The organism is Aquirufa antheringensis, assembly GCF_004307425.1.
Lineage (GTDB): Bacteria > Bacteroidota > Bacteroidia > Cytophagales > Spirosomataceae > Aquirufa > Aquirufa antheringensis.
In genome coordinates this window covers 301,688-322,036 of record NZ_SEWZ01000003.1, presented here as the reverse complement: position 1 = coordinate 322,036, position 20,349 = coordinate 301,688, and the positions used below count along the sequence as shown (strand labels likewise).

The following is a 20,349-nucleotide window of genomic DNA, read 5'->3' as shown; positions in this document are numbered from 1 at the left end:
GCTATTTTTCGATGACTGTGCCTAATTCCTGGGAAATATTTTTTTGAATTTCCTTCAAACGGATAAATTCAAGCAAAACCTCGTCCATTTCTGACGCATCAGCCTTCATTGAATCTAATTTGCTCAAGATCTCCTGCAAATGTTGGTCATTGTATACCTTTCTAAGGCGCAACACATTCTTGTAAGCTAAATCCTCTAACAACTCTTCATCTGTGTTCACCCGAATCTCGTGCTTATCTTTCCATTCAGAAGACAAAGCATGTTTTTCAGACGAGATATTAATCGAGAAAGATTGAATCTCTTCATCGGTATGATGTAGGAAGAAATCAGGCTTAGGCGCACGCTGCGCTCCAAACTCTTGTTTACAAAGATCAAGAATGCGAATAAACAAGGGCGTTTGGAAAACTGTACCTTCTAATTCATCGATTAAATAATGGACTACCGTTAAACCCGGAGCCTTTTCTGGATTGATTTCCAAATGCCCATAATTAATCAACAAACGGACACATTCTAATTCTTGGTAGTAGGCCAAATTCTGTACTTGTGCCGGCTCATCTTCATCCGCAAAAGTGGGCTCAATCAATTGACGCACCTCTGCATATTGCTGTGCGGAAATTTGCTGAGGATCTTGACTAGCGCCTTTCATCTTTTTCAGCTGAATCTTATTCAATTCCGCTAAAAGCACATCTTCATCCATCCGCATCATCGTCGCGGTCTTTTGAAGGAAAAGACTGCGTTGAATGGCATCGGGTATCTTTGAAATGGATTGCACCATTTCCTTAATCATTTCCGCTTTCTTGAACGGATCGTCCCCTGCTTCTTCTTTGAACAGATTCGCTTGAAACGAAATCACATCCTTCGCTTCTTTCTTAATGTAATCAATGAAGGCCTCAGAACCGATCTTGCGAACAAAGGAATCCGGGTCATTTCCTTCTGGGAATACGACTAAATTCACTTGCAAACCTTCTTCCAAGATCAAGTCCATCCCGCGCAAGGCGGCCTTAATACCCGCAGAATCACCATCGTACAGAACGGTAACGTGCTGGGTGAAGCGACCAATTAATTTAATCTGTTCAATGGTCAAAGACGTTCCAGATGACGCCACCACGTTTTTAATTCCCGCTTGGTGAAGAGAAATAACATCCGTGTAGCCTTCCACTAAATAGCAAACATCTTTTGCCCGGATCTCATTCTTCGCTTGTGAGATACCGTATAAAGTAGCTGACTTGTGGTAGACTTCCGTTTCCGGAGAGTTCAGGTATTTCGCCTGGTTCTTTGCGTCGTTGCGCAGAATACGAGCGCCGAAAGCGATGATTTTACCCGACACATTGTGAATCGGAAATATGACGCGGTTACGGAATCGATCGTAGACCTTTCCATCGTCATTCTTTTGGGTAACTAAACCCGCTTTTTCAATAATTTCCTGAGAAAAACCCTGTTTGAGGGCTGCTTTCAAGAAAGCATCCCAGGCTTCTGGGCTATAGCCTAAATCGAATGATTGAAGCGTGGCGTCAGAGAAACCGCGTTCCTTGAAATAAGGCAGGGCAATCGATTTTCCTTCGTCTGTATCGTATAATTGTTTTTTGAAGTATTCTTTCGCGTATTCGAGGATGATTAAAAGACTTTCGCGCTCGTTTTGACGAACGAGTTGGTCGTCGGTCATTTCCTCTTCTTGGATGTCGATACCGTATTTTTTAGCCAAATGACGTAAAGCCTCTCCGTAACTCAGGCCTTCCATATCCATAATGAAACGCACAGAATCACCGGCTTTTCCACAACCAAAACATTTGTAAATTCCCTTCGCTGGGGAAATAGAAAAAGACGGCGTCTTTTCTCCGTGGAACGGACAGCAAGCCCAATAGTTCGCGCCTTTCTTCTTAATCGTCACATAATCCCCGATCACGTCTGCCACCGCAGCCGTTTGCTTTATTCGCTCGACGGTTTCGGGATCAATGCGCATATTACAGTAATAAGCCGGCTAAAGTTGCTGATAAATAAGAGGCCAAAGTACCTGCAATCAAGGCTTTGAAGCCTAATTTCGCTAAATCGGAACGACGAGAGGGAGCTAATTCTCCAATACCCCCGATTTGGATAGCCACCGATGAAAAGTTCGCAAAACCACATAAAGCAAAACTCGTAATGGCGATCGTCTTAGGATCCAACGTTGCTTTCAAATGCACCATATCTAAATAAGCGACGAACTCATTCACCACCATTTTCTTACCCATCAAGGCACCAGCTACTTCGATATCTTGTGCCGGAACGCCCATTGCAAAAGCAAACACAGAGAATACTTTTCCTAAAATCGTGTTCATCGATAATTCGGGATAGTTGATCCAAGCACCGATGTGTCCTAATCCTAAATCCACTAAGGCGATCAAGGCAATAAAACCGATCAACATCGCGATCACATTCATCCCCACTTTCAAACCCTCACTCGCACCTGCCGCGATCGCATCCACTAAATTAGCGTGTGTTTTTGATAACTCTAATTTCACTTCTCCTTCCGTCTCCGACTTCTCCGTTTCTGGGAACATAATTTTAGAGATCACTAAAGCACCCGGTGCAGCCATCAAACTTGCCGCTAATAAATACGCTGCTGGAACTCCCAAGGAGATATAAACGGCCATTACACCACCTGCGATGCAGGCAAATGAACCCGTCATCGAAGCCATCAGCTCCGAATTCGTCATGTTTTTCAAATAAGGCTTGATCATGATTTGAGCCTCTACCTGGCCTACGAAAGTGGATGCCACATTCGAAAGCGCCTCTGCCCCACTCACGCCCATTAACCAATGAACGCCTTTTCCGATAAAGGAAACAACGCGCTGAAGTATGCCTAAATGGTAGAACATATTCACTAGAACAGATACAAAGATGATCGTTGGAACTACTTTGAAAAAGAAAATATAATCATTTCCGGGACCAAAGGCCTTGATCATCAAATCACGATTCACGAGCGATCCGAACACAAATTGCGCGCCTTTATCTGCCTGACCTAATAAGGTATTGATGGAATCGCCTAACCACTGGAAGAGGTTTTGGCCTGTCTCCGTCTTTAAAATAAACACCGCTAACAACACTTGCATTAAAAGACCTACGCCTACCGTCCGGTAATTGATCGCTTTTCGGTTATTCGACATCAAAAATGATACGCCCAAAATCAAAACGATACCGAGCAATCCTGTAAATCTTTCCATGTGTTGTTTGTTGGTGTAATTCGCCTATTTTGTTTCTAGTTTCGTATCTAGGCTAACTGTAAATTTATCAAAAGCTAGTTCGGCAACCAAATCCTCGTCTTTGATTTCGTAAAATTTCGTATGGATATCAAATGGTACATCGCTTTCGATTTTCCAATACGTCCCATCCTCCTGCATCTCATACGAATTTTTCGTATCCTGAAGATTCCAGTCTAAGATAGTAATAGCCAGATTCTTCGCGCGTGTATTCACTAATTCAAATAAGGATTCTATACGTCGGTCAAAGCTTCGAACCATCACATCCGCGCTACCTCCATAAATTTTAGGCTCACCCGCATTATGGAAATAATACAAACGCGTATGCTCTAAATACTCTCCTACAATCGATTTAATGAAGATATTCTCTGATAAACCTTTGCGTTGTGGACGAATACAGCAGATACCGCGCACAATCAAAAGCACCGGCAAACCTGCTTGAGAAGCTTTATAAAGTGCTTCCATCGTCTTCAAATCCTGTAAAGAGTTTATCTTCCAACAAACTCCGGCCGGCAAACCTTGCTGGTGATTTTTCACCTCATTTTCGATCATCTCGATCAAGCGATTCCGCATATCACGCGGCGCCGTAATTAAATGCTCGTAATGGGTAGGCATCGAGTGCCCCGTGATTACATTGAAAAACTCGGAGATATCTTGCGTAATCCTAGTATCCGTTGTTAAAAGGCCAATATCTGTGTATAATTTGGCCGTATCCTCATTGTAATTTCCAGAGGAAAGATGGGCATAACTCACCACGTGATTGCCTTCATTGCGAATGACTTGCAATAATTTCGTGTGCGTTTTCAATCCCGGAATACCGTAGATCACAAAGCAACCCGCTTTCTGTAATTTCGTTGCTTCCTTAATATTGTTCTCCTCATCGAAACGCGCTTTCACCTCAAACAAGACCGAAACGTGTTTTCCTTGCTCCGCCGCACGTAATAAAGCACTCGAAATTCGGGAGTTTTTAGAAATACGGTACAGGGTGATCTTAATCGCTAAGACTTTGGGATCATCCGCCGCTTGTTCTAATAATTGAATAACGGGTTCGAAATTATTATAGGGATGGTGTAATAAAATATCACCGCGTTTAATGGTATCAAAAATATCATCAATGACCACCGATTTCAGACCTAAAGCCGGAACCACAGCCGGATTAACAGCCAGTTGCGTCTTAAATTCAGCGTGTTTTAAGATTTGCCAAAAAGACGTAAAATCCAAAATTGAATTTTTGACAAAAATATCCGAACGGTCTAAATTCCAACGCTTTAACATTTCTGTCAACAAGAAATCCGAATGGAATTTCTCCACCTCCACACGCGTCACTCGACCCAAACGACGGTCCTTGATCTTCTTCTTCACCTCATCCACAAAATCCGTATCCGAATCTTCGTGTTCCACTAAATCAAAATCTCCATTACGCGTGATACGGAACAAGGTCGTCGATTCAATTTCCACATTGCGATACAAAACTTGCAAATGATGGCGTATAATCTCTTCAATCGGGATAAATAACACTTTATCCTCTCTCTCAATCACGTAAAAACGCTTCAAATTCAACGGAATCTGCACAAAAGAGATCTTTTGTTCCTTCTCGTTTCTCGTCTTTTTCTTGTCTGAAAGACCCACTGTCACTACCCCAAAAATTAAGGTCTTCGCTAGCAAACTCGGGAACGTGTGCGTATGATCGAACACCATCGGTGTCAGCATCGGATAAATCGTCCGCTGGAAATACGTAGCTACCTCCTCCTTTTCGTCTTCGTCTAAATCATCTAAACAAGCTAATAAAAGCCCATTTTCCGGAAATAAAGGCAAGATTTCCTCCATGAAAAGACGGTGCTTTTCCTGGGTAAACTCCTGCGCATCGTTAATGATGGCCTGCTTAAATGGCACCTCACGCAAACCACAATAATCCGTCCTTTCTTTCCCTAAATCGATATAATTATACAAGGAGCCCATTCGGATGGTAAAGAATTCATCCAAATTAGAGGCCGTAATCGCTAAGAATTTTAAGCGATCAAAAAGTGACTTAGACGTATCACGCGCCTGATCCAAAACCCGCTCGTCAAACTTCAACCACGACAAATCACGCGAGATGAATTTTGATTTCGCGATGGTATCGTTCGACTTTTGGGTCGATTTATCTACTTTCCGATTTTGCTCACGCGGAGCCATCAGATTAATCTTCCAATTCGTAGGCGTAAGTAATGACAAAAGATTCCCGGCAAGGGAATCTTTTGACTCATCGTGTTTCAGTATTTTATCTAATTCACTCATATTATTCTGTAGGAACTTGATTTTTGATGGCTTGATAATCAGAACCCAAACGCCCCATTTCTGTGGCCAAGAATTTCTGAAGTTCTAAATTAAACAAGCGTTTGTCCTCCTCTGTTAAGGAATTGTAAAAGTCTTTCAATTCTTGATTGATCTTCTGCTTTTCCTCCAACGTCTCCGCGTGAATGCCACGCAAATGATACGACTTAAAATCAAAATTCATTCTAAACGTCTACTTTAGCGTATTTAGCATTCTTTTCAATGAAGTCACGACGTGGCGCTACTTCATCTCCCATTAACATCGAGAATAATAAATCAGCTTCGATCGCAGATTCAACCGTCACTTGTTTCAAGGTACGAGACTCTGGATTCATCGTCGTTTCCCACAATTGCTCCGCGTTCATCTCTCCAAGACCCTTATACCGTTGTACGCCTACGTTGTCTTCTTTTCCACCACCGGCTAATTCTTGAATCGCTTGGGTACGTTGATCTTCTGTCCAAACGTAACGCACTTGCTGTCCCTTTTTCACTTGGTACAACGGTGGCTGTGCAATGTAAATACAGCCGCGATCCACTAATTCACGCATATAACGGAAGAAGAACGTTAAAATTAAGGTACGAATGTGACTACCGTCAACGTCCGCATCGGTCATGATAATCACCTTGTGGTAACGCAATTTATCCATATTCAACGCACGCTCATCTCCATCTTTTCCGAAAGAAACGCCTAGCGCTGTAATCATATTCTTAATCTCTTCGTTTTCGTAGATACGGTATTCTTGTGCTTTCTCTACGTTCAAAATCTTACCACGCAAAGGCAAGATCGCTTGAAATGCACGGTTACGACCTTGCTTTGCCGTACCACCCGCGGAGTCCCCTTCGACAAGGTAGATCTCACATGTTTCTGGATCCGAATCCGAGCAATCGGCTAATTTACCTGGCAACGAGTTCGAACCTAAAACCGTCTTACGTTGAACCATTTCACGCGCCTTACGAGCAGCGTGACGCGCTTGAGCAGCTAAGATTACTTTGGCAACGATTTGACGAGCCTCTTTCGGGTGCTCTTCTAACCAAGACTCTAACATATCAGACATCGCTGCAGAAACTGCACCAGACACCTCGCCGTTACCTAATTTGGTTTTTGTTTGGCCCTCAAACTGAGGCTCCGCCACTTTCACCGAGATAACCGCTGTTAACCCTTCACGGAAGTCATCCCCCGCGATATCAATCTTTAATTTTTCTAAGGCACCTGACTTATCTGCGTAGTTTTTCAAGGTACGAGTCAATGCACCACGGAAACCAGCCACGTGCGTCCCCCCTTCAATCGTGTTGATGTTATTGACATACGAAACCACATTCTCTGTGTAAGACGTATTGTACACCATCGCCACTTGAACAGGAACCCCATTCTTATCACCTTCCATGTAGATAGGCTCAGAAAGCAATGGCTCACGCGTAGAATCCAAGAACATCACGAATTCGCGAAGACCTCCTTCAGAGAAGAATTCTTCCGTTTTCGCTACGCCATTCTCATCTAATTCACGCATATCCGTCAACTGAATACGAATACCCGCATTCAAGAAAGATAATTCACGTAAACGACCCGCAACTGTTTCGTATTTGTATTCAGTCACCGTGAAAATCGTCTCATCTGGCTTAAATAAAACCGATGTACCTGTACGATCTGTTGTTCCTACCTCTTTTACTGGGTATTGTGGAACCCCAATTTTATATTCTTGTTGGTAAATTTTACCATCACGGCTATATACCGTTACTTTTAAATCCGTCGATAAGGCATTCACACAAGAAACACCCACACCGTGCAAACCACCAGAAACCTTGTAGGTATCTTTATCGAATTTACCACCGGCGTGAAGAACCGTCATAACTACCTCTAGGGCAGAACGCTTCTCTTTCGTGTGCATGCCCGTAGGAATACCCCGACCGTTATCTTCGACTAAAATGGAATTATCTGTATTGATCGTTACTTTGATCATGTCGCAATGACCTGCCAACGCTTCATCAATGGAGTTATCGACAACCTCCCAAATCAAGTGATGAAGACCTTTGAAGCCTGTATCACCAATGTACATGGAAGGACGCTTACGAACCGCCTCTAAACCCTCTAATACTTGAATATTATCTGCACCATAATTTGCCCGATCTTGAGCTGATGTATCTTGTGCTTCTGACATAATGTAATTTAATGTGTGTTAAAACGAGCTTTTTAATCGCCCGGAAATACTGTTGATTAGTAACCTTAAAAATATAAATTTTAACTGAATAATCCTAATGTTTGAAGTGACGAATTCCCGTCATGACCATGGCTAAATCATTCGCATCGCAGTAATCGATTGAATCTTGATCCTTTATCGATCCGCCTGGTTGCGTAACAGCCACAATACCCGCATTTCCAGCAATTTCAACGCAATCAGGGAATGGGAAGAACGCATCCGAAGCCATCACCGCGCCGTTTAAGTCAAATCCAAATTCCTTTGCTTTATCGATTGCTTGCTTTAAAGCATCCACGCGAGATGTTTGACCCACACCTGAAGCCAATAGCTGTCCATCATTCGCTAAAATAATCGTATTCGACTTTGTGTGCTTACAAATCTTTAACGCAAACGCTAAAGCACGCTTTTGCTCGTCTGTAGGAACACGTTTCGTCACCGTCTTGAAATCTTCTACGCCTTCCATCACTAAGTCCTTATCTTGCTCTAAAACACCATTTAGCAGGGTCTTGAACATTACTTTAGGGAAAGCAACTTGGTTACGCTTCAATAAAATACGGTTTTTCTTCGTCTTTAAGATCTCCAAAGCCTCCTCCGTAAAGTCTGGCGCAATCAAAATCTCACAGAATAAAGGGTTGATCGATTCTGCCGCAGCTTTGTCCACGGTATTGTTTGTGGCTAAAACACCACCAAAAGCCGAAATAGGATCGCAAGAAAGTGCCTTATCGTAGGCCTCTTTCACGGTTGTTCCAGTTGCCACGCCGCACGCATTCATGTGCTTAATGATCACGAAAGCCGTTTCAGCAAACTCGTCTAATAAAGACAAACAAGCATCTACGTCAACTAAGTTATTGTAAGACAATTCCTTACCGTGTAATTTATCAAATAAAGCCGCTAAATCTCCGTAGAATTTACCTTGTTGGTGAGGATTCTCTCCATAACGTAAGCCGTGCGCTGGCAAGGTCGTGTAGTTGGCTAAATCAGCTGTTTGGCCTGCAAAATAACGTTGAATCGCTCCATCGTAATGAGAGGAAACCTGGAAAGCTTTTCCTGCAAAGCTTCTACGCTCCTCCAACGAAGTCGAAGTAGAACCGTGTGCTGCAAAAATCGCCGCCACCTCCGCATATTGATCACGAGAAGAAACGATTAATACATCGTTAAAGTTCTTCGCTCCACCACGGATTAAAGAAATACCACCAATGTCAATTTTCTCAATAATATCCTCATCAGAAGCTCCAGATGCCACTGTTTCCTCGAATGGATACAAATCCACCATGACTAAATCTAAGGCAGGAATGTCGTATTGTTTGGCCACCTCCACATCAGACGCTAAATCACGACGGTGTAAGATTCCTCCAAAAACCTTCGGGTGCAACGTCTTCACACGACCACCAAAGATCGACGGATAACCCGTTAAATCTTCTACTGCAATCACGGGAATACCTAATTCTTCGATGAAAGACTGCGTCCCTCCCGTAGAATAAAGTGTCACTCCGTTTTTATGAAGTTCTTGAATGATGGGCGCTAAACCGTCCTTGTAATAAACCGAAATTAAGGCTGATTGAATTTTCTTAACTGACATGGGGCTTGATAAAAAATGAAGCCTCAAAGGTACGAAATTCAGCCCAAAAAGCCGTCTATTTTTTAGCCATTTTTTGGTAGCGCAACAAGCCTTCTAAATAATAGTAATCCGCATAGATTAAAGGCACATCAATCTCTGAATTCAGCGATTTTGCTCCCACGCAATGCTTGATCAAGAAGTGATTATTTTCTCCCAAAGCTGCACGGTACGCTGGAGACGAAAGCGATTCCAACATCTTCACCGCATCTGCTTTATAGCGCTTGCCTTTTTCTCCTGAATAGGTACTCAATTCGAGCAAGGCAGACGCCGCAATCGCTCCCGCCGAAGCATCGCGCTCCTCCGTGGGAATGTTAGGCGCATAGAAATCCCAATACGGAATCTTGTCTGCCGGCATATTTGGGTGATTTAAGTAGAAATCAGAGATTTTTTGGGCGAAGTCGAGGTATTTTTTGTCCTTCGTATTGCGGTACATTTCTACGTAGCCGTACATTGCCCAGGCGTGTCCACGCGTCCAGGTAGACTCGTCTTGGTAGCCTTGGTGTTGTTTTTTGGCCAAAACATTACCATCTACATCATAGCAAATCACGTGATAGCTCGAATAATCCGGTCTAAAATGATTCTTCATCGTATTATCCGCGTGAATAATCGCAATCTCCTTAAAACGCGGATCACCCGTCTCACGTGACGCCCAGAACAACAATTCCAAGTTCATCATGTTATCGATGATCACCGGATATTGGTATCCTCCTTTGAAACCATTCCAAGACTTAATTAAGCCGATTTTGGGATCGAAACGTGTCGCCAAAGATTTGGCAGACTGAATCAACACTTTCTTATACTCCGGATCCTTCGTCAGACGCAGGCCATTCCCGAAAGAATCGTACATCATAAACCCTAAATCGTGCGTCCCGGTATTGAACTGCTCCTTCTTCACTGCCGCCGTCCACAAACGAGCTGCTGATTCCCATTTCGGATCTTTGGTCTTTTCATATAAGAACCAAAGTCCGCCCGGGAAAAACCCAGAACACCACCACTTCGATGGCATATTTCTGTAGGTCCCATCTTGCTTCGCCGAGTGCACCGTCGTGCTCGTATCTGGTTGTGCCGCCAGCATCAATTGATATTGTTGGCCTGCTAACGCGATTTGTTTGTCCACATCGATTTTCTGCGCGAAAAGGGAGGTGGAGATTAATGCGAATAATAGAGTTAATTTTTTCATTTTTTTCAAAGTTAAAAGACCAAAGTTCAAAGTTCAGAGGCTACTATTCAAAGAGCAAAGTTCAAAGAGCAAATAGGAAAATTCTGAACTTTGAACTTTGCTCTTTGGTCTTTGAAATTTGTTACCGGCCCATCCAGCCGCCATCGACGGTCAAAATGGTTCCGTGAACATAGTTAGAGGCTTCAGAGGCTAAGAACACCACCGGACCCTTAAAGTCTTCTGGTTCTCCCCATCTTCCCGCCGGAATTCGTCCTAAAATAGAAGCGCTGCGCTCTTTATCTTCGCGCAATGCCGTCGTATTATCGGTGGAAATATACCCTGGAGCAATCGCGTTCACATTTACTCCTTTCCCTGCCCATTCGTTAGCTAAAGCCATCGTTAAACGAGCAATACCACCTTTACTGGCAGCATAACCCGGCACATTGATGCCCCCTTGAAAGCTTAATAGAGAAGCCGTAAAAATAATTTTTCCACTGCCTTCAGTAATCATCCGAGCACCGATTTCGCGGCTCAAAATAAACTGAGATGACAGATTGACTTCTAAAACCTCATCCCAAAACTCATCCGAATGTTCCGCTGCCGGATTACGCAAAATGGTTCCTGCGTTGTTCACTAAAATATCGATACGAGGATAGTCAGCTTTCAACTGTTTGATGAAAGCATACATTGAATCGCGATTTGAGAAGTCAGCTTGGTAAGCTTTGAATTTGCGACCTAAAGCTTCTACCGCTTTGGAAACCTGAGAACCCGACAATTCTAAATTAGCCGAAACCCCAATAATATCTGCTCCTGCCTCGGCTAAACCTAGCGCCATCGCCATTCCGATTCCTCGCTTACAACCCGTGACTAGCGCTATTTTTCCTGTTAAATCAAACGTGTTTTTCATAATTATTTCAAATGTACGGCAGAATCATTGATTTGGTAAGTGTGATGTTTCACTAAATCCATCATGGCTGCTCCAGCTAATAAAACGGGACCATAGCCGTGTGCCGCAAATGGTGAAATTGGGCGGTGATAGTAGAAAGCAGGATCCCAGGCTAAACCTGTTCCCACGCAAGTCCCTTCCACCTGGCCTTTTTCGTTTACTTTCGTATTGACTGCATTCCAACCTAATATCGCTGCCGGACCATAAGTTTTAGGGTCGAGCCAGCCTTTGTTGATGCCTTTGGCAAGAACATAGGTATAAATCGCCGTACAAGATGTCTCTAAATAGGAATCGTTTTTATCCAGTAATTGATGCCAAAATCCCGTCCCATCCTGCAAAGCCATCAGCCCTTTCAAGTGGTTTTTCAATTGGGCCAAAATCTCCGGACGAGCCGGATGATTCGCCGGCAAATACTCCAATAATTCGCAGTTGGTCAACAAGGCCCAGCCATTCGCGCGCCCCCAATGAAATTCAGGATGTTCTGTCGCGTCCACTAAATAACCGTGCATGTAAATATTTTGGTTCGGATTGAACATCCGTTTGCGGTAGGCATTGAACTGAAAAACCGCCTCCTCGTATTCCCCTAACTGCAACAACGCAGGAATGGCCATATAGACATCGTCTAGCCACATCGTGTGGTGTAATGGACGAATCCGCACCAAAGTGCGATCCGGTAAGCGATGCTCTTCTTTCAAGATAAAATCCGAAGCACGCTTCGTGATGTAAGACATATCGGTCGTAAATCCGGCTTTTTTCGCCTTAATCACCGCCATTCCCATCGCTCCGATGTCATCCAAAGCACGAGGGTGAACTAAACCTTTCAATACGTGTGATTGTTCCGCTGGAATCTTTATAGCTTCCGGAACACCCGAATTAATCAGATTCAAGCGATTAAAAACATAGTTTTTGTATTTCTCATCTCCGGTCACTTCCGTTAAAGCCAGCATTCCGGAATAAGTCACGCCCCATTCGTACGAAATCGGACGAAAATCTCCCTTGCTAAATAGGGCATTTGCGTTATAGGTTTTCACTTCTGCGCCGCTCGTCTTATCCACAAAACGATCAGGTGTCGCCGTTTCTAAATAAGCGAAGACGCGGTCGATGGTTTTTTGGATATTTTCAACTGTAGGCGCACCGTAAGGCGTGGGGTAATCTGGCTGTAATGCGTGGAGTGGCGCCGTGGCGTCCGAAGCGGTGGTGATGTTTTTTTGGCCCAATAAGGAGCCAGAAATCAACAACAAAATTAAGGTATAGCGCATAAAAAAAAAGGGGTCCTCTCTATTAAAGCAGAGAGGACCCCAGAATTACTATAATCAAAAGACTATTTTTTCATTTCAATACCCGAGATCTGCACGACGATTTGTTGTTCGGTTGCTTTCGGGTTAACTGCCACAAAATACAGATCATGAGAACCTGAAGTGGCTTGGATGGCTACTTTTTGGGCAGATGGACCATTCATTCTACGTGGCGCTTGACCAGCCGGTGCCGCTGGAGCTGCAGGTGCAGCAGGCGCTGAAGCTGGCGCAGCTACTCCTGTTCCTAGTGGCGCACCCTTTCCTGGAGCCGCAGCTGGAGGAGGTCCACCAAATCCACCTTGTGACACTTCGATCGGTGCTGTTTGACCAATAACCGTTCCCGTAGGAGAATCTAACCGAATTTCAATCACACCACCCGCGGCGTTAGAACGCACTTGTGCTGAAGCTGAAATTTCAATTGTTGAGATTCCAGTTAGATCTAAATCCTTGTAACCTAAGTGTGGATTTTGACCCACCATATTCGTCGAACGACCTGGCGTGATCAACTGCAAAATACCTTTGGTCATATCCGCTTTCTCCACGTTCAAGGCTGGGTGACGCAAGAACAACCATTTCTCCGATTGAACTGGAGCCATCTTCTTATTTCCTTTATCTAAATAAGTCGCGCGAACCACGAATACCCCTTTTGAAGATGATTGATCCGCTGGCTTTTTCAAACCTAAGGTTCCTGAGGTGGCGATGGCATTACTTGCTTTGGCATCTCCTAAACTCAAGATATAGTTCACCATCGCTTTCGCATCTGCTTTCGAGATATTCGGGTGAGCAGACATCGCATGTTCGCCCCAAACGCCCATTCCACCAACAATTACCTTGTCAGAAAGTTTCTCCACCATATCTTGGCCTTTGTACTTCTCAGCCACTTCCTTGTACGATGGCCCTACTGAGCGAACAGACATTTGGTGACAAGACTTGCAATCGCTTGCATTGATTAAACGAAGACCTGCAGAGGCAAATAAATCGCTATCAGCCTTGCGGTGCGATTGCGCCATCTCGATCGGGTCATACCCTGAAGCTACATAATCCACGGTCGCTGCAACTGCCTCTTTGGCAATACCTTTACCTAGCGTTCCGTCTTCTTTATCTTCAACTTTCACTTCGTATTTCAAAGGCTGCCCCTCGAAATAGAACGATTTGTTTCCTTCCACCGCGATATCCACTACTGGAGCTTCGTTACCCACTAAGATTTCCAAAGAAGCCGTGTTCGATAATCCTTTCGGATCTGCCGCCTTCAAAGTCACTTCGTATTTACCCGCATCTCTCAATTGCAAAGTCGGATTAGCTCCTGATAAATTTTTCACGAATTTGCCGGCCTTCTTGACTGTCCACGTATAGGTCAACTTATCTCCGTCGAAATCTTTCGTTCCATCTGCAGATAAAGTCGTTGTGAATGGAGCAGCACCCGCCTTCTTAGCTGAAGATGCTTCTACATACGGCTTGCGGTTTCCGCCTTGGTATTCAATCTTCACCAAACGCGCATTTTCATTTCCGCGGAACCAAGCCGAACCATATTCTAATACATATAAATCTCCTTCAGGACTGAAGTCCATATCGATCGCAGAGCCAAAAGTCGTAGAGGGCATAAAGCGCTCCATCGACTTGTAATCTCCTTTTTCATCCATGGTAACTGCCATAATCCAGCCACGCATAAACTCTACGATCAACCATTTTCCTTCGTAATACGATGGAAATGCGCGTTTCGCACCTGCAAAATCCGCCTTTCTGAAAACTGGACCTCCCGTCGCTGAACGACCTGATGAACCCACTAAAGGAAACTCCTCTGACGTTCCATACGGATACCAAATCATCGCCTTCGTCGCCGCTGGCAATTCACGTAAACCGGTATTATTAGGGGATTCGTTTATTGGAGCCGCTGGATTGAATTTAGGTCCAATCGCCATCGTCTCAAAGTTTACATCCGCATAGGCTTGGTTATTTCCAATGAAATACGGCCAGCCGTAATAACCTGGACCTTTGGCCTGATTAAACTCATCATACCCGCGTGGACCTTTTTCTGAATCTACTGACGCATCCGGACCTACTTCACCCCAATATAAGAAACCCGTTTTCGAGTCAATACTCGGTCTCCAAGGATTGCGGTGACCCATCGTATAAATTTCTGGCTTCGTCTTAGGTGTTCCAGGCGCAAATAAATTGCCTTTTGGAATCGTATAGGTACCATTCGCCTCTGGGTGAATGCGTAAAATCTTTCCGCGTAAATCATTCGTATTCGACGCACCACGTTGATCATCCCAATACGCTTGACCCGGACGCTCATCGATAGGAGCATAACCATCTGAATTACTGTTACTTGTATTATTTCCTACGGTTAAGAATAAATTTCCTGATTTGTCAAAAACCATTCCACCACCCGTATGGCAACATTCCTCACGCTGCGTAGGAACCTCTAAAAGCACTTTTTGTTGCTCTACTAATAACTCATCGCCACGCAATTCCATACGCGCTAAAATGTGCTTAGTCTCCGTTGGATGCGCATAATAAAGGTATAACCAGTGATTTTTGCTAAAGTTAGGGTCCAAAACAATACCCATCAATCCCTCCTCTGCCACACGCTCTTGACCCAAACGGTTCTTGTATTTCGTGTTGACATTTAAGTGAGCGATTGTCTTCGTCTCTTTGGTCTTCGTATCATAAGATTTCACATCTCCCTTGCGTTCTACAAACAGGATACGTCCATCTGGCAAAAAGGTAAACTCCATTGGTTCATCTAATTTGTCTACCAAAACAGACTTCACAAAACGATTTTCATCGGGGGCCTGCGCAAGCGAAGAAAGCACAGGAAAAGCCAGTAAAATGGCTAGCGTAATTTTCTTAATCATAGGTCTAATTTATTATTCTACAAAAATGATACAATAATCGGATTTTAAAAATTGTTAGGTGGAAAATGAGACGAAATGCCAAAATCAGTAGTCAGTGGACAGTGGCCAGTAGACAGAAAATCACAAAGAGCAAAGTTCAAAGTTCAAAGATGGAATCCCTTTCAGGGATAAACTCAGAAAAACTGATTCAAACTTTGAACTTTGCTCTTTGAACTTTGAACTTTGTAAATAAACTTACAATATGAAAACACTCCTCTACCTCCTCCTCTTCATCCCATCCCTTCTTTTCGCTCAAACAAATAAAGACGAAAACGAAATCAAGTCTGTCCTGCAAACTCAGATTAAACTATGGAACAAGGGCGATATTGAGGGCTTTATGGAATACTACGAAAAATCCCCTAATCTAAAGTTCATTGGAAAGTCTGGCGTCGTTTCAGGCTGGGAGGCGACGTTGAAACGCTATTTAAAATCATATCCCAATCGCGAGACGATGGGCACGTTAGATTTTGACATTCAAGAAGTAGATATTACAGCAGGAAAAACGGCTTGGGTATTAGGCCGCTGGCATTTGACAAGACCAACCGTGGGTGATGTGGGTGGCTATTTTACGTTGTTGATGAAGAAGGTAAAGGGGAAGTGGCTGGTGGTGAGGGATCACACCTCGTAAGATTATAGAGTAGAGAGAATGGTAAATGGTGAATGGTAAATGGTGAATGGTAAATGGTGAATGGTGAATTTTTTCAATCTAGACTCTATAATCTCTAATCTCATTTTCTCCGGACTATCGAATAGTGACTAACGATGTCCGCCTCCACGTACTTCAGATTAAGAGATATGAAGAAAGATTTACTGTTTGCAAGCTAATTTACAGGTATTTCGCGAAAATATTTCGAAGGACATTTTCAGAAATACCTGTAAATTAACTGCAAAGAAATCTAGATTGTCACCCTCGAAAACACATAAAACATCTCTCCCGCTATCTGCCTCGATCTTGCATCGTATTGCGCAGCCTCCTCTGTGGTATCGTCAAAAGCTTTGGGATCCTCATAACGTACCGGAATTCGAGCTTCCGCACCTGGGATGAAAGGGCAATTTTCATCTGCGTGTGAACAGGTCATGACGCTCGCAAAAATGCCGTGCGGATTTATGACGTCATCATATAGTTTCGAAAAAAGAATGATGGGACGTGAATCCTGCGTGTGCAAGGCGAAATAGATGGGGTTGGAATGGCCGTGTTTAGAGACAATGAAACCCATTCGCTCTAGGGAAGCCACGGTGCGTTCGTTGCAAGCCGTCACCTCCACCCCGCCAGAATAACATTGGGCAGGGATTTGGAAATAGTCAGCGGCGGTTTGGGCCCAGACTTGTGAGAATTGAGAGCGGCGCGAGTTGTGCGTGCAGATAAAATTCAGTCGAATCGGCTGCTCTTTTTTGCGTTTGTCTTTGATGTAATCAATCAAGACTTGTAGTATTTCTCGGCGCTCGGTTGGGATTTCGAGGGAGAGAATTTGTTCCAAATTTTGGTTTAAACTATCCTTCATCTTAGCAACATCCTGAGCCTGGGGTACATGCGTTTGCGGCTTGCACTTCGGCGATTTTTAATTTTGGTTTTTCTTCAGCCACTGCTGCTGGAGGCATGCAACATGCGGATGCATCCTGCGCTGCATAATGTGGGTCATTGAATTCTGCATCTTCGTGGAAATAATACACTTCCCATTGAACACCGTCAGGATCCGTAGCCCAGAATTTGTCTTGAACGGCGAAGCAGCAGGATGTCCCTATTTCTTCTTTGGAAACAATCCCTTGTTTTCTAGCCACTTCTAAACGGGCATTCATCTCTTCCGAAGTTTCTACTTGGAAACCTAAGTGACCGAAGTTTGCCTGAACGCGCTCTGGATTTTCAATAAACGAGATAATCAAAGAGGGACTATCTAACACATATTTCGCATAACCCGGCTTCACTTTTGTGGCTGGCTGACCGAAAAAAGTCGAGTAAAAATTCACCGATGCCGCTAAATTGCTGACATACAAGGAGACGTGCATTCGTGGAAAAGTTGACATATTAACAGCAATTAGATTTTTGTGCAACAAAATAATTTTCGAAAAACTCCCCAAAAAGCTGGCTAAACTCCGCCCACTTTTCCGGGTTAATGCAATAACAAACCGAGACGCCTTCAATCGTTCCCTGAATAAACCCCACTTCTTTCAATTCTCGTAGATGCTGGGAAACAGTGGCTTGGGCTAGACCTAATTCTTGGACAAGGTCTCCGTTGATGCAGGTGTTGGATTTCACCAAATACTGCAAAATCGCGACGCGTGCGGGATGTCCGAGTACTTTGGCCATCTGCGCAATCGCATTTTGTTCTTCTGTAAAGAGGTCTGTTTTGGTGATTCCCATTTGTTTAATTATTACATTGCAATATTACGATGAATGAAGTAAATAAAAAAGGCCGAAGCCTATTTTATTTTAATCTCTATAATTCAAAGCCGGCTTGCGATCACCTAAAAGAGCCTTGTATTTAAATTCAGCGCCTTTACGCTTGGACCACTCCGCTTTAGCGGCTTCTATTAAAGCTGGGTTTTTAAATAAATCCATGGCCGTTCCTGCGATCGTTTTGGCAGCTACCATCATCCCCTTTTTACCAATACTCGTACCTCCAGCTGCTACCGCTTGCCAGCTATGCGCGGTCGTTCCTGGAACCCAAGTCGCCGTTCCTAAACCAATCGTAGGAACTACCCAACTTACATCCCCCACATCCGTCGAGCCTCCGCCGCTTGGATCAGGACGACCCGGAACTACAGAAGAAGTAGACGCTAAATCCGTCTGCAACATGCCTGGAGTTTGTTGAATTTGTTTAGCGAAAGCTAATTCCGTTGGATTCAAGATATATCCTCCCACCGTTTGCAAGTTTGAATTCATAAGAGTTGCTAACTTTTCGTTTGGCAAAATCTCATACACCCCACCGATTACTTCTAATTCATAGCGAGTTCCTGTTCCTAGAGCTGCACCTTCTGCCGCTTTTTCCAAGCGATTCCACACGTCCATAACAATGTCGCGCTGCGGTGAACGCACGTAATAATAGACCTCCGCATAATCTGGGACGATATTAGGCGCCTTACCCCCGTTCGTAATCACGTAGTGAATACGCGTAGAAGAGGGCACATGTTCGCGCATCATGTTGGCCATAAAGTCCATCGCCTCCACCGCATCTAAAGCAGATCGTCCTCTTTCTGGTGAGGCCGCCGCGTGTGATGAAAGACCATAGAAGCGGAATTTACCCGTTTTGTTTGCCAAAGATGACCCCGTCGAAACCGAATTCGCATCGCTCGGATGCCAGTGCAACATCACATCGGCGTCATTGAATAAACCCTCCCGAACCATGTATACTTTTCCGGATCCACCCTCTTCAGCCGGACATCCGTATAATTTAATCGTTCCTTTTCCGCCGGTTTCTTTTAACCATTCTTTTACGGCGATAGCCGCAGCAGAGGAACCAGTACCAAATAAATGGTGGCCACAAGCGTGCCCAGAGGCTCCTCCCAAGGAGCGTTTAGTCGGAATGGAATCTTGTGATAAACCTGGCAAGGCATCGTATTCGGCCATAATTCCGATGACCGGTTTTCCTTGTCCATAAGTCGCCACGAAAGCAGTTGGAATTCCAGCTACACCTGACTCTATCGTAAAACCAGCTTGTTTCAGGGTTTCCTGCAAGAGAGCAGAGGATTGTTTTTCTTTATATCCGACTTCGGCGTAATTCCAGATTTTCTGTGCGATGGCACTGTAATGTGATTCTTGTTGTTGAATTCTGGCTAAGACTTTCTTTTTGTCTGCGTCTTGTGAAAAGGCTTGTAGACTAACTAAGGCGAATAAGAGTATTTTTTTCATAATGGAGGTACAATGAACTTAAATTTAGCAGGAAGAACTTGGAAATCAAATTGGTCAGACGTTTGGACTTCTCCGTCAACCTGTGCACTCAGGACACGACTGGTTTTAATGCTGATCTTTTTCGTTTGGGAGAATTCCACAATCGGCAGATTCACATGTTTCCCTGATTGTATAATGGGCATGTAATAAAGCCGCTTCCAAACCGGTATCGGTTGACAATATAATACATCGAGCAGGCCATCTTGAACGGAGGCTTTGGGGAAGAAATGAAAACCTCCACCTGCCCTAGAAGAATTGAAAACCATACAGAGGAATACCTCTCGGCCGCCTAGAATTTGATAGGTCTTAAACTTTAATAAATTAGGAATAGCGGCTAAATAATAACCCAGGCCACCTTTAAAGTAGCGAATGGAATCCATCGACTTCAATACTTCTCCTTCGATTCCGATCCCAACCCCATTCAAGAAAAGTTGCCCATTACAGTCCCCGGCATCAAATGCTTCCACGTGACCAGCTAATACCTCATCTAAATGTGCACGTCTCGATCGATCTCCATATAATTTCCAATAAAAATCATTTCCTGTACCTCCTTTGAATAAGGCGATTGGTAACGTAATAGAACGGTATTTATTCACAAAATAATTGAATGTCCCGTCGCCACCCATCACCCAAACTTGATCAAAATCACTTAGCTCAGATGGCCATTCTTTCGCAAAAAGCTGAATTTCCCAATCCGATTTCTCTACCTTTACGGTCTCGATTACCCAAGAAAAATAGTTCGCAATGGCAACGGTCTTCTTGAGGGGATTGATAAGAAACGCTATTTTTTGACTCATAATCATA

The 20,349-nt window shown here is 43.9% G+C and carries 16 protein-coding genes; 1 reads left to right on the top strand and 15 read right to left on the bottom strand.

Features of this window, described 5'->3' with window-relative positions; translation table 11 throughout:
• Nucleotide 1: 1 nt before the first annotated feature.
• The 10 genes from dnaG to EWU21_RS07115 all read right to left on the bottom strand — a co-directional run bounded on the left by dnaG (nt 2) and on the right by EWU21_RS07115 (nt 15,620).
• The gene (dnaG, locus tag EWU21_RS07160; RefSeq protein ID WP_130896133.1) at nt 2–1,960 is read right to left on the bottom strand and encodes a DNA primase; all 1,959 of its coding nucleotides are present in this window, start codon (nt 1,958–1,960) and stop codon (nt 2–4) included.
• Between the two features lies 1 nt (nt 1,961).
• Nucleotides 1,962–3,200 (bottom strand): NupC/NupG family nucleoside CNT transporter, encoded by a 1,239-nt coding sequence (locus EWU21_RS07155; protein WP_130896132.1) that lies wholly within the window; start codon nt 3,198–3,200, stop codon nt 1,962–1,964.
• Between the two features lie 24 nt (nt 3,201–3,224).
• On the bottom strand, nt 3,225–5,513 hold the full coding sequence (ppk1, locus tag EWU21_RS07150) for a polyphosphate kinase 1 (protein ID WP_236633199.1): 2,289 nt from the start codon (nt 5,511–5,513) through the stop codon (nt 3,225–3,227).
• Between the two features lies 1 nt (nt 5,514).
• A complete protein-coding gene (locus tag EWU21_RS07145; RefSeq protein WP_130896131.1) occupies nt 5,515–5,733 on the bottom strand; it encodes a hypothetical protein in 219 nt (72 codons plus the stop codon).
• A 1-nt stretch (nt 5,734) separates the two neighbouring features.
• The gene (gene gyrB, locus EWU21_RS07140) at nt 5,735–7,705 is read right to left on the bottom strand and encodes a DNA topoisomerase (ATP-hydrolyzing) subunit B (protein WP_130896130.1); all 1,971 of its coding nucleotides are present in this window, start codon (nt 7,703–7,705) and stop codon (nt 5,735–5,737) included.
• A gap of 94 nt (nt 7,706–7,799) precedes the next feature.
• Nucleotides 7,800–9,323 (bottom strand): bifunctional phosphoribosylaminoimidazolecarboxamide formyltransferase/IMP cyclohydrolase, encoded by a 1,524-nt coding sequence (gene purH / locus EWU21_RS07135; RefSeq protein WP_130896129.1) that lies wholly within the window; start codon nt 9,321–9,323, stop codon nt 7,800–7,802.
• Between the two features lie 55 nt (nt 9,324–9,378).
• Complete coding sequence (locus EWU21_RS07130) at nt 9,379–10,542, bottom strand: glycoside hydrolase family 88 protein (RefSeq protein ID WP_130896128.1); 1,164 nt, start codon at nt 10,540–10,542, stop codon at nt 9,379–9,381.
• 121 nt (nt 10,543–10,663) lie between these two features.
• Nucleotides 10,664–11,428: an SDR family oxidoreductase gene (locus EWU21_RS07125; protein WP_130896127.1), complete on the bottom strand. Its 765-nt coding sequence runs from the start codon at nt 11,426–11,428 to the stop codon at nt 10,664–10,666.
• Between the two features lie 2 nt (nt 11,429–11,430).
• The gene (locus tag EWU21_RS07120) at nt 11,431–12,726 is read right to left on the bottom strand and encodes a glycoside hydrolase family 88/105 protein (RefSeq protein ID WP_130896126.1); all 1,296 of its coding nucleotides are present in this window, start codon (nt 12,724–12,726) and stop codon (nt 11,431–11,433) included.
• Nucleotides 12,727–12,788: 62 nt separating this feature from the next.
• Nucleotides 12,789–15,620 carry a PQQ-dependent sugar dehydrogenase gene (locus EWU21_RS07115; RefSeq protein WP_130896125.1) on the bottom strand — a complete coding sequence of 944 codons (2,832 nt, stop codon included), beginning with the start codon at nt 15,618–15,620 and terminating at the stop codon, nt 12,789–12,791.
• A 241-nt stretch (nt 15,621–15,861) separates the two neighbouring features.
• Between EWU21_RS07115 and EWU21_RS07110 the strand changes: the two genes are divergently transcribed.
• Complete coding sequence (locus EWU21_RS07110) at nt 15,862–16,287, top strand: YybH family protein (RefSeq protein ID WP_130896124.1); 426 nt, start codon at nt 15,862–15,864, stop codon at nt 16,285–16,287.
• 268 nt (nt 16,288–16,555) lie between these two features.
• On the opposite strand, the gene EWU21_RS07105 is transcribed toward EWU21_RS07110, so the two are convergent.
• The 5 genes from EWU21_RS07105 to EWU21_RS07085 all read right to left on the bottom strand — a co-directional run bounded on the left by EWU21_RS07105 (nt 16,556) and on the right by EWU21_RS07085 (nt 20,342).
• Entirely contained in the window at nt 16,556–17,137 is a 582-nt protein-coding gene (locus tag EWU21_RS07105) for a low molecular weight phosphatase family protein (RefSeq protein WP_317127226.1), read from the bottom strand.
• 25 nt (nt 17,138–17,162) lie between these two features.
• Nucleotides 17,163–17,681, bottom strand: a complete 519-nt coding sequence (locus tag EWU21_RS07100) for an ArsI/CadI family heavy metal resistance metalloenzyme (RefSeq protein WP_130896122.1) — start codon at nt 17,679–17,681, stop codon at nt 17,163–17,165.
• A 1-nt stretch (nt 17,682) separates the two neighbouring features.
• Nucleotides 17,683–18,018 (bottom strand): ArsR/SmtB family transcription factor, encoded by a 336-nt coding sequence (locus EWU21_RS07095; protein WP_130896121.1) that lies wholly within the window; start codon nt 18,016–18,018, stop codon nt 17,683–17,685.
• 69 nt (nt 18,019–18,087) lie between these two features.
• A complete protein-coding gene (locus tag EWU21_RS07090; RefSeq protein WP_130896120.1) occupies nt 18,088–19,506 on the bottom strand; it encodes an amidohydrolase in 1,419 nt (472 codons plus the stop codon).
• A complete protein-coding gene (locus EWU21_RS07085) occupies nt 19,503–20,342 on the bottom strand; it encodes a diacylglycerol/lipid kinase family protein (RefSeq protein ID WP_161566489.1) in 840 nt (279 codons plus the stop codon). Before EWU21_RS07085 ends, EWU21_RS07090 begins: the two co-directional genes overlap by 4 nt.
• Between the last annotated feature and the right edge of the window lie 7 nt (nt 20,343–20,349).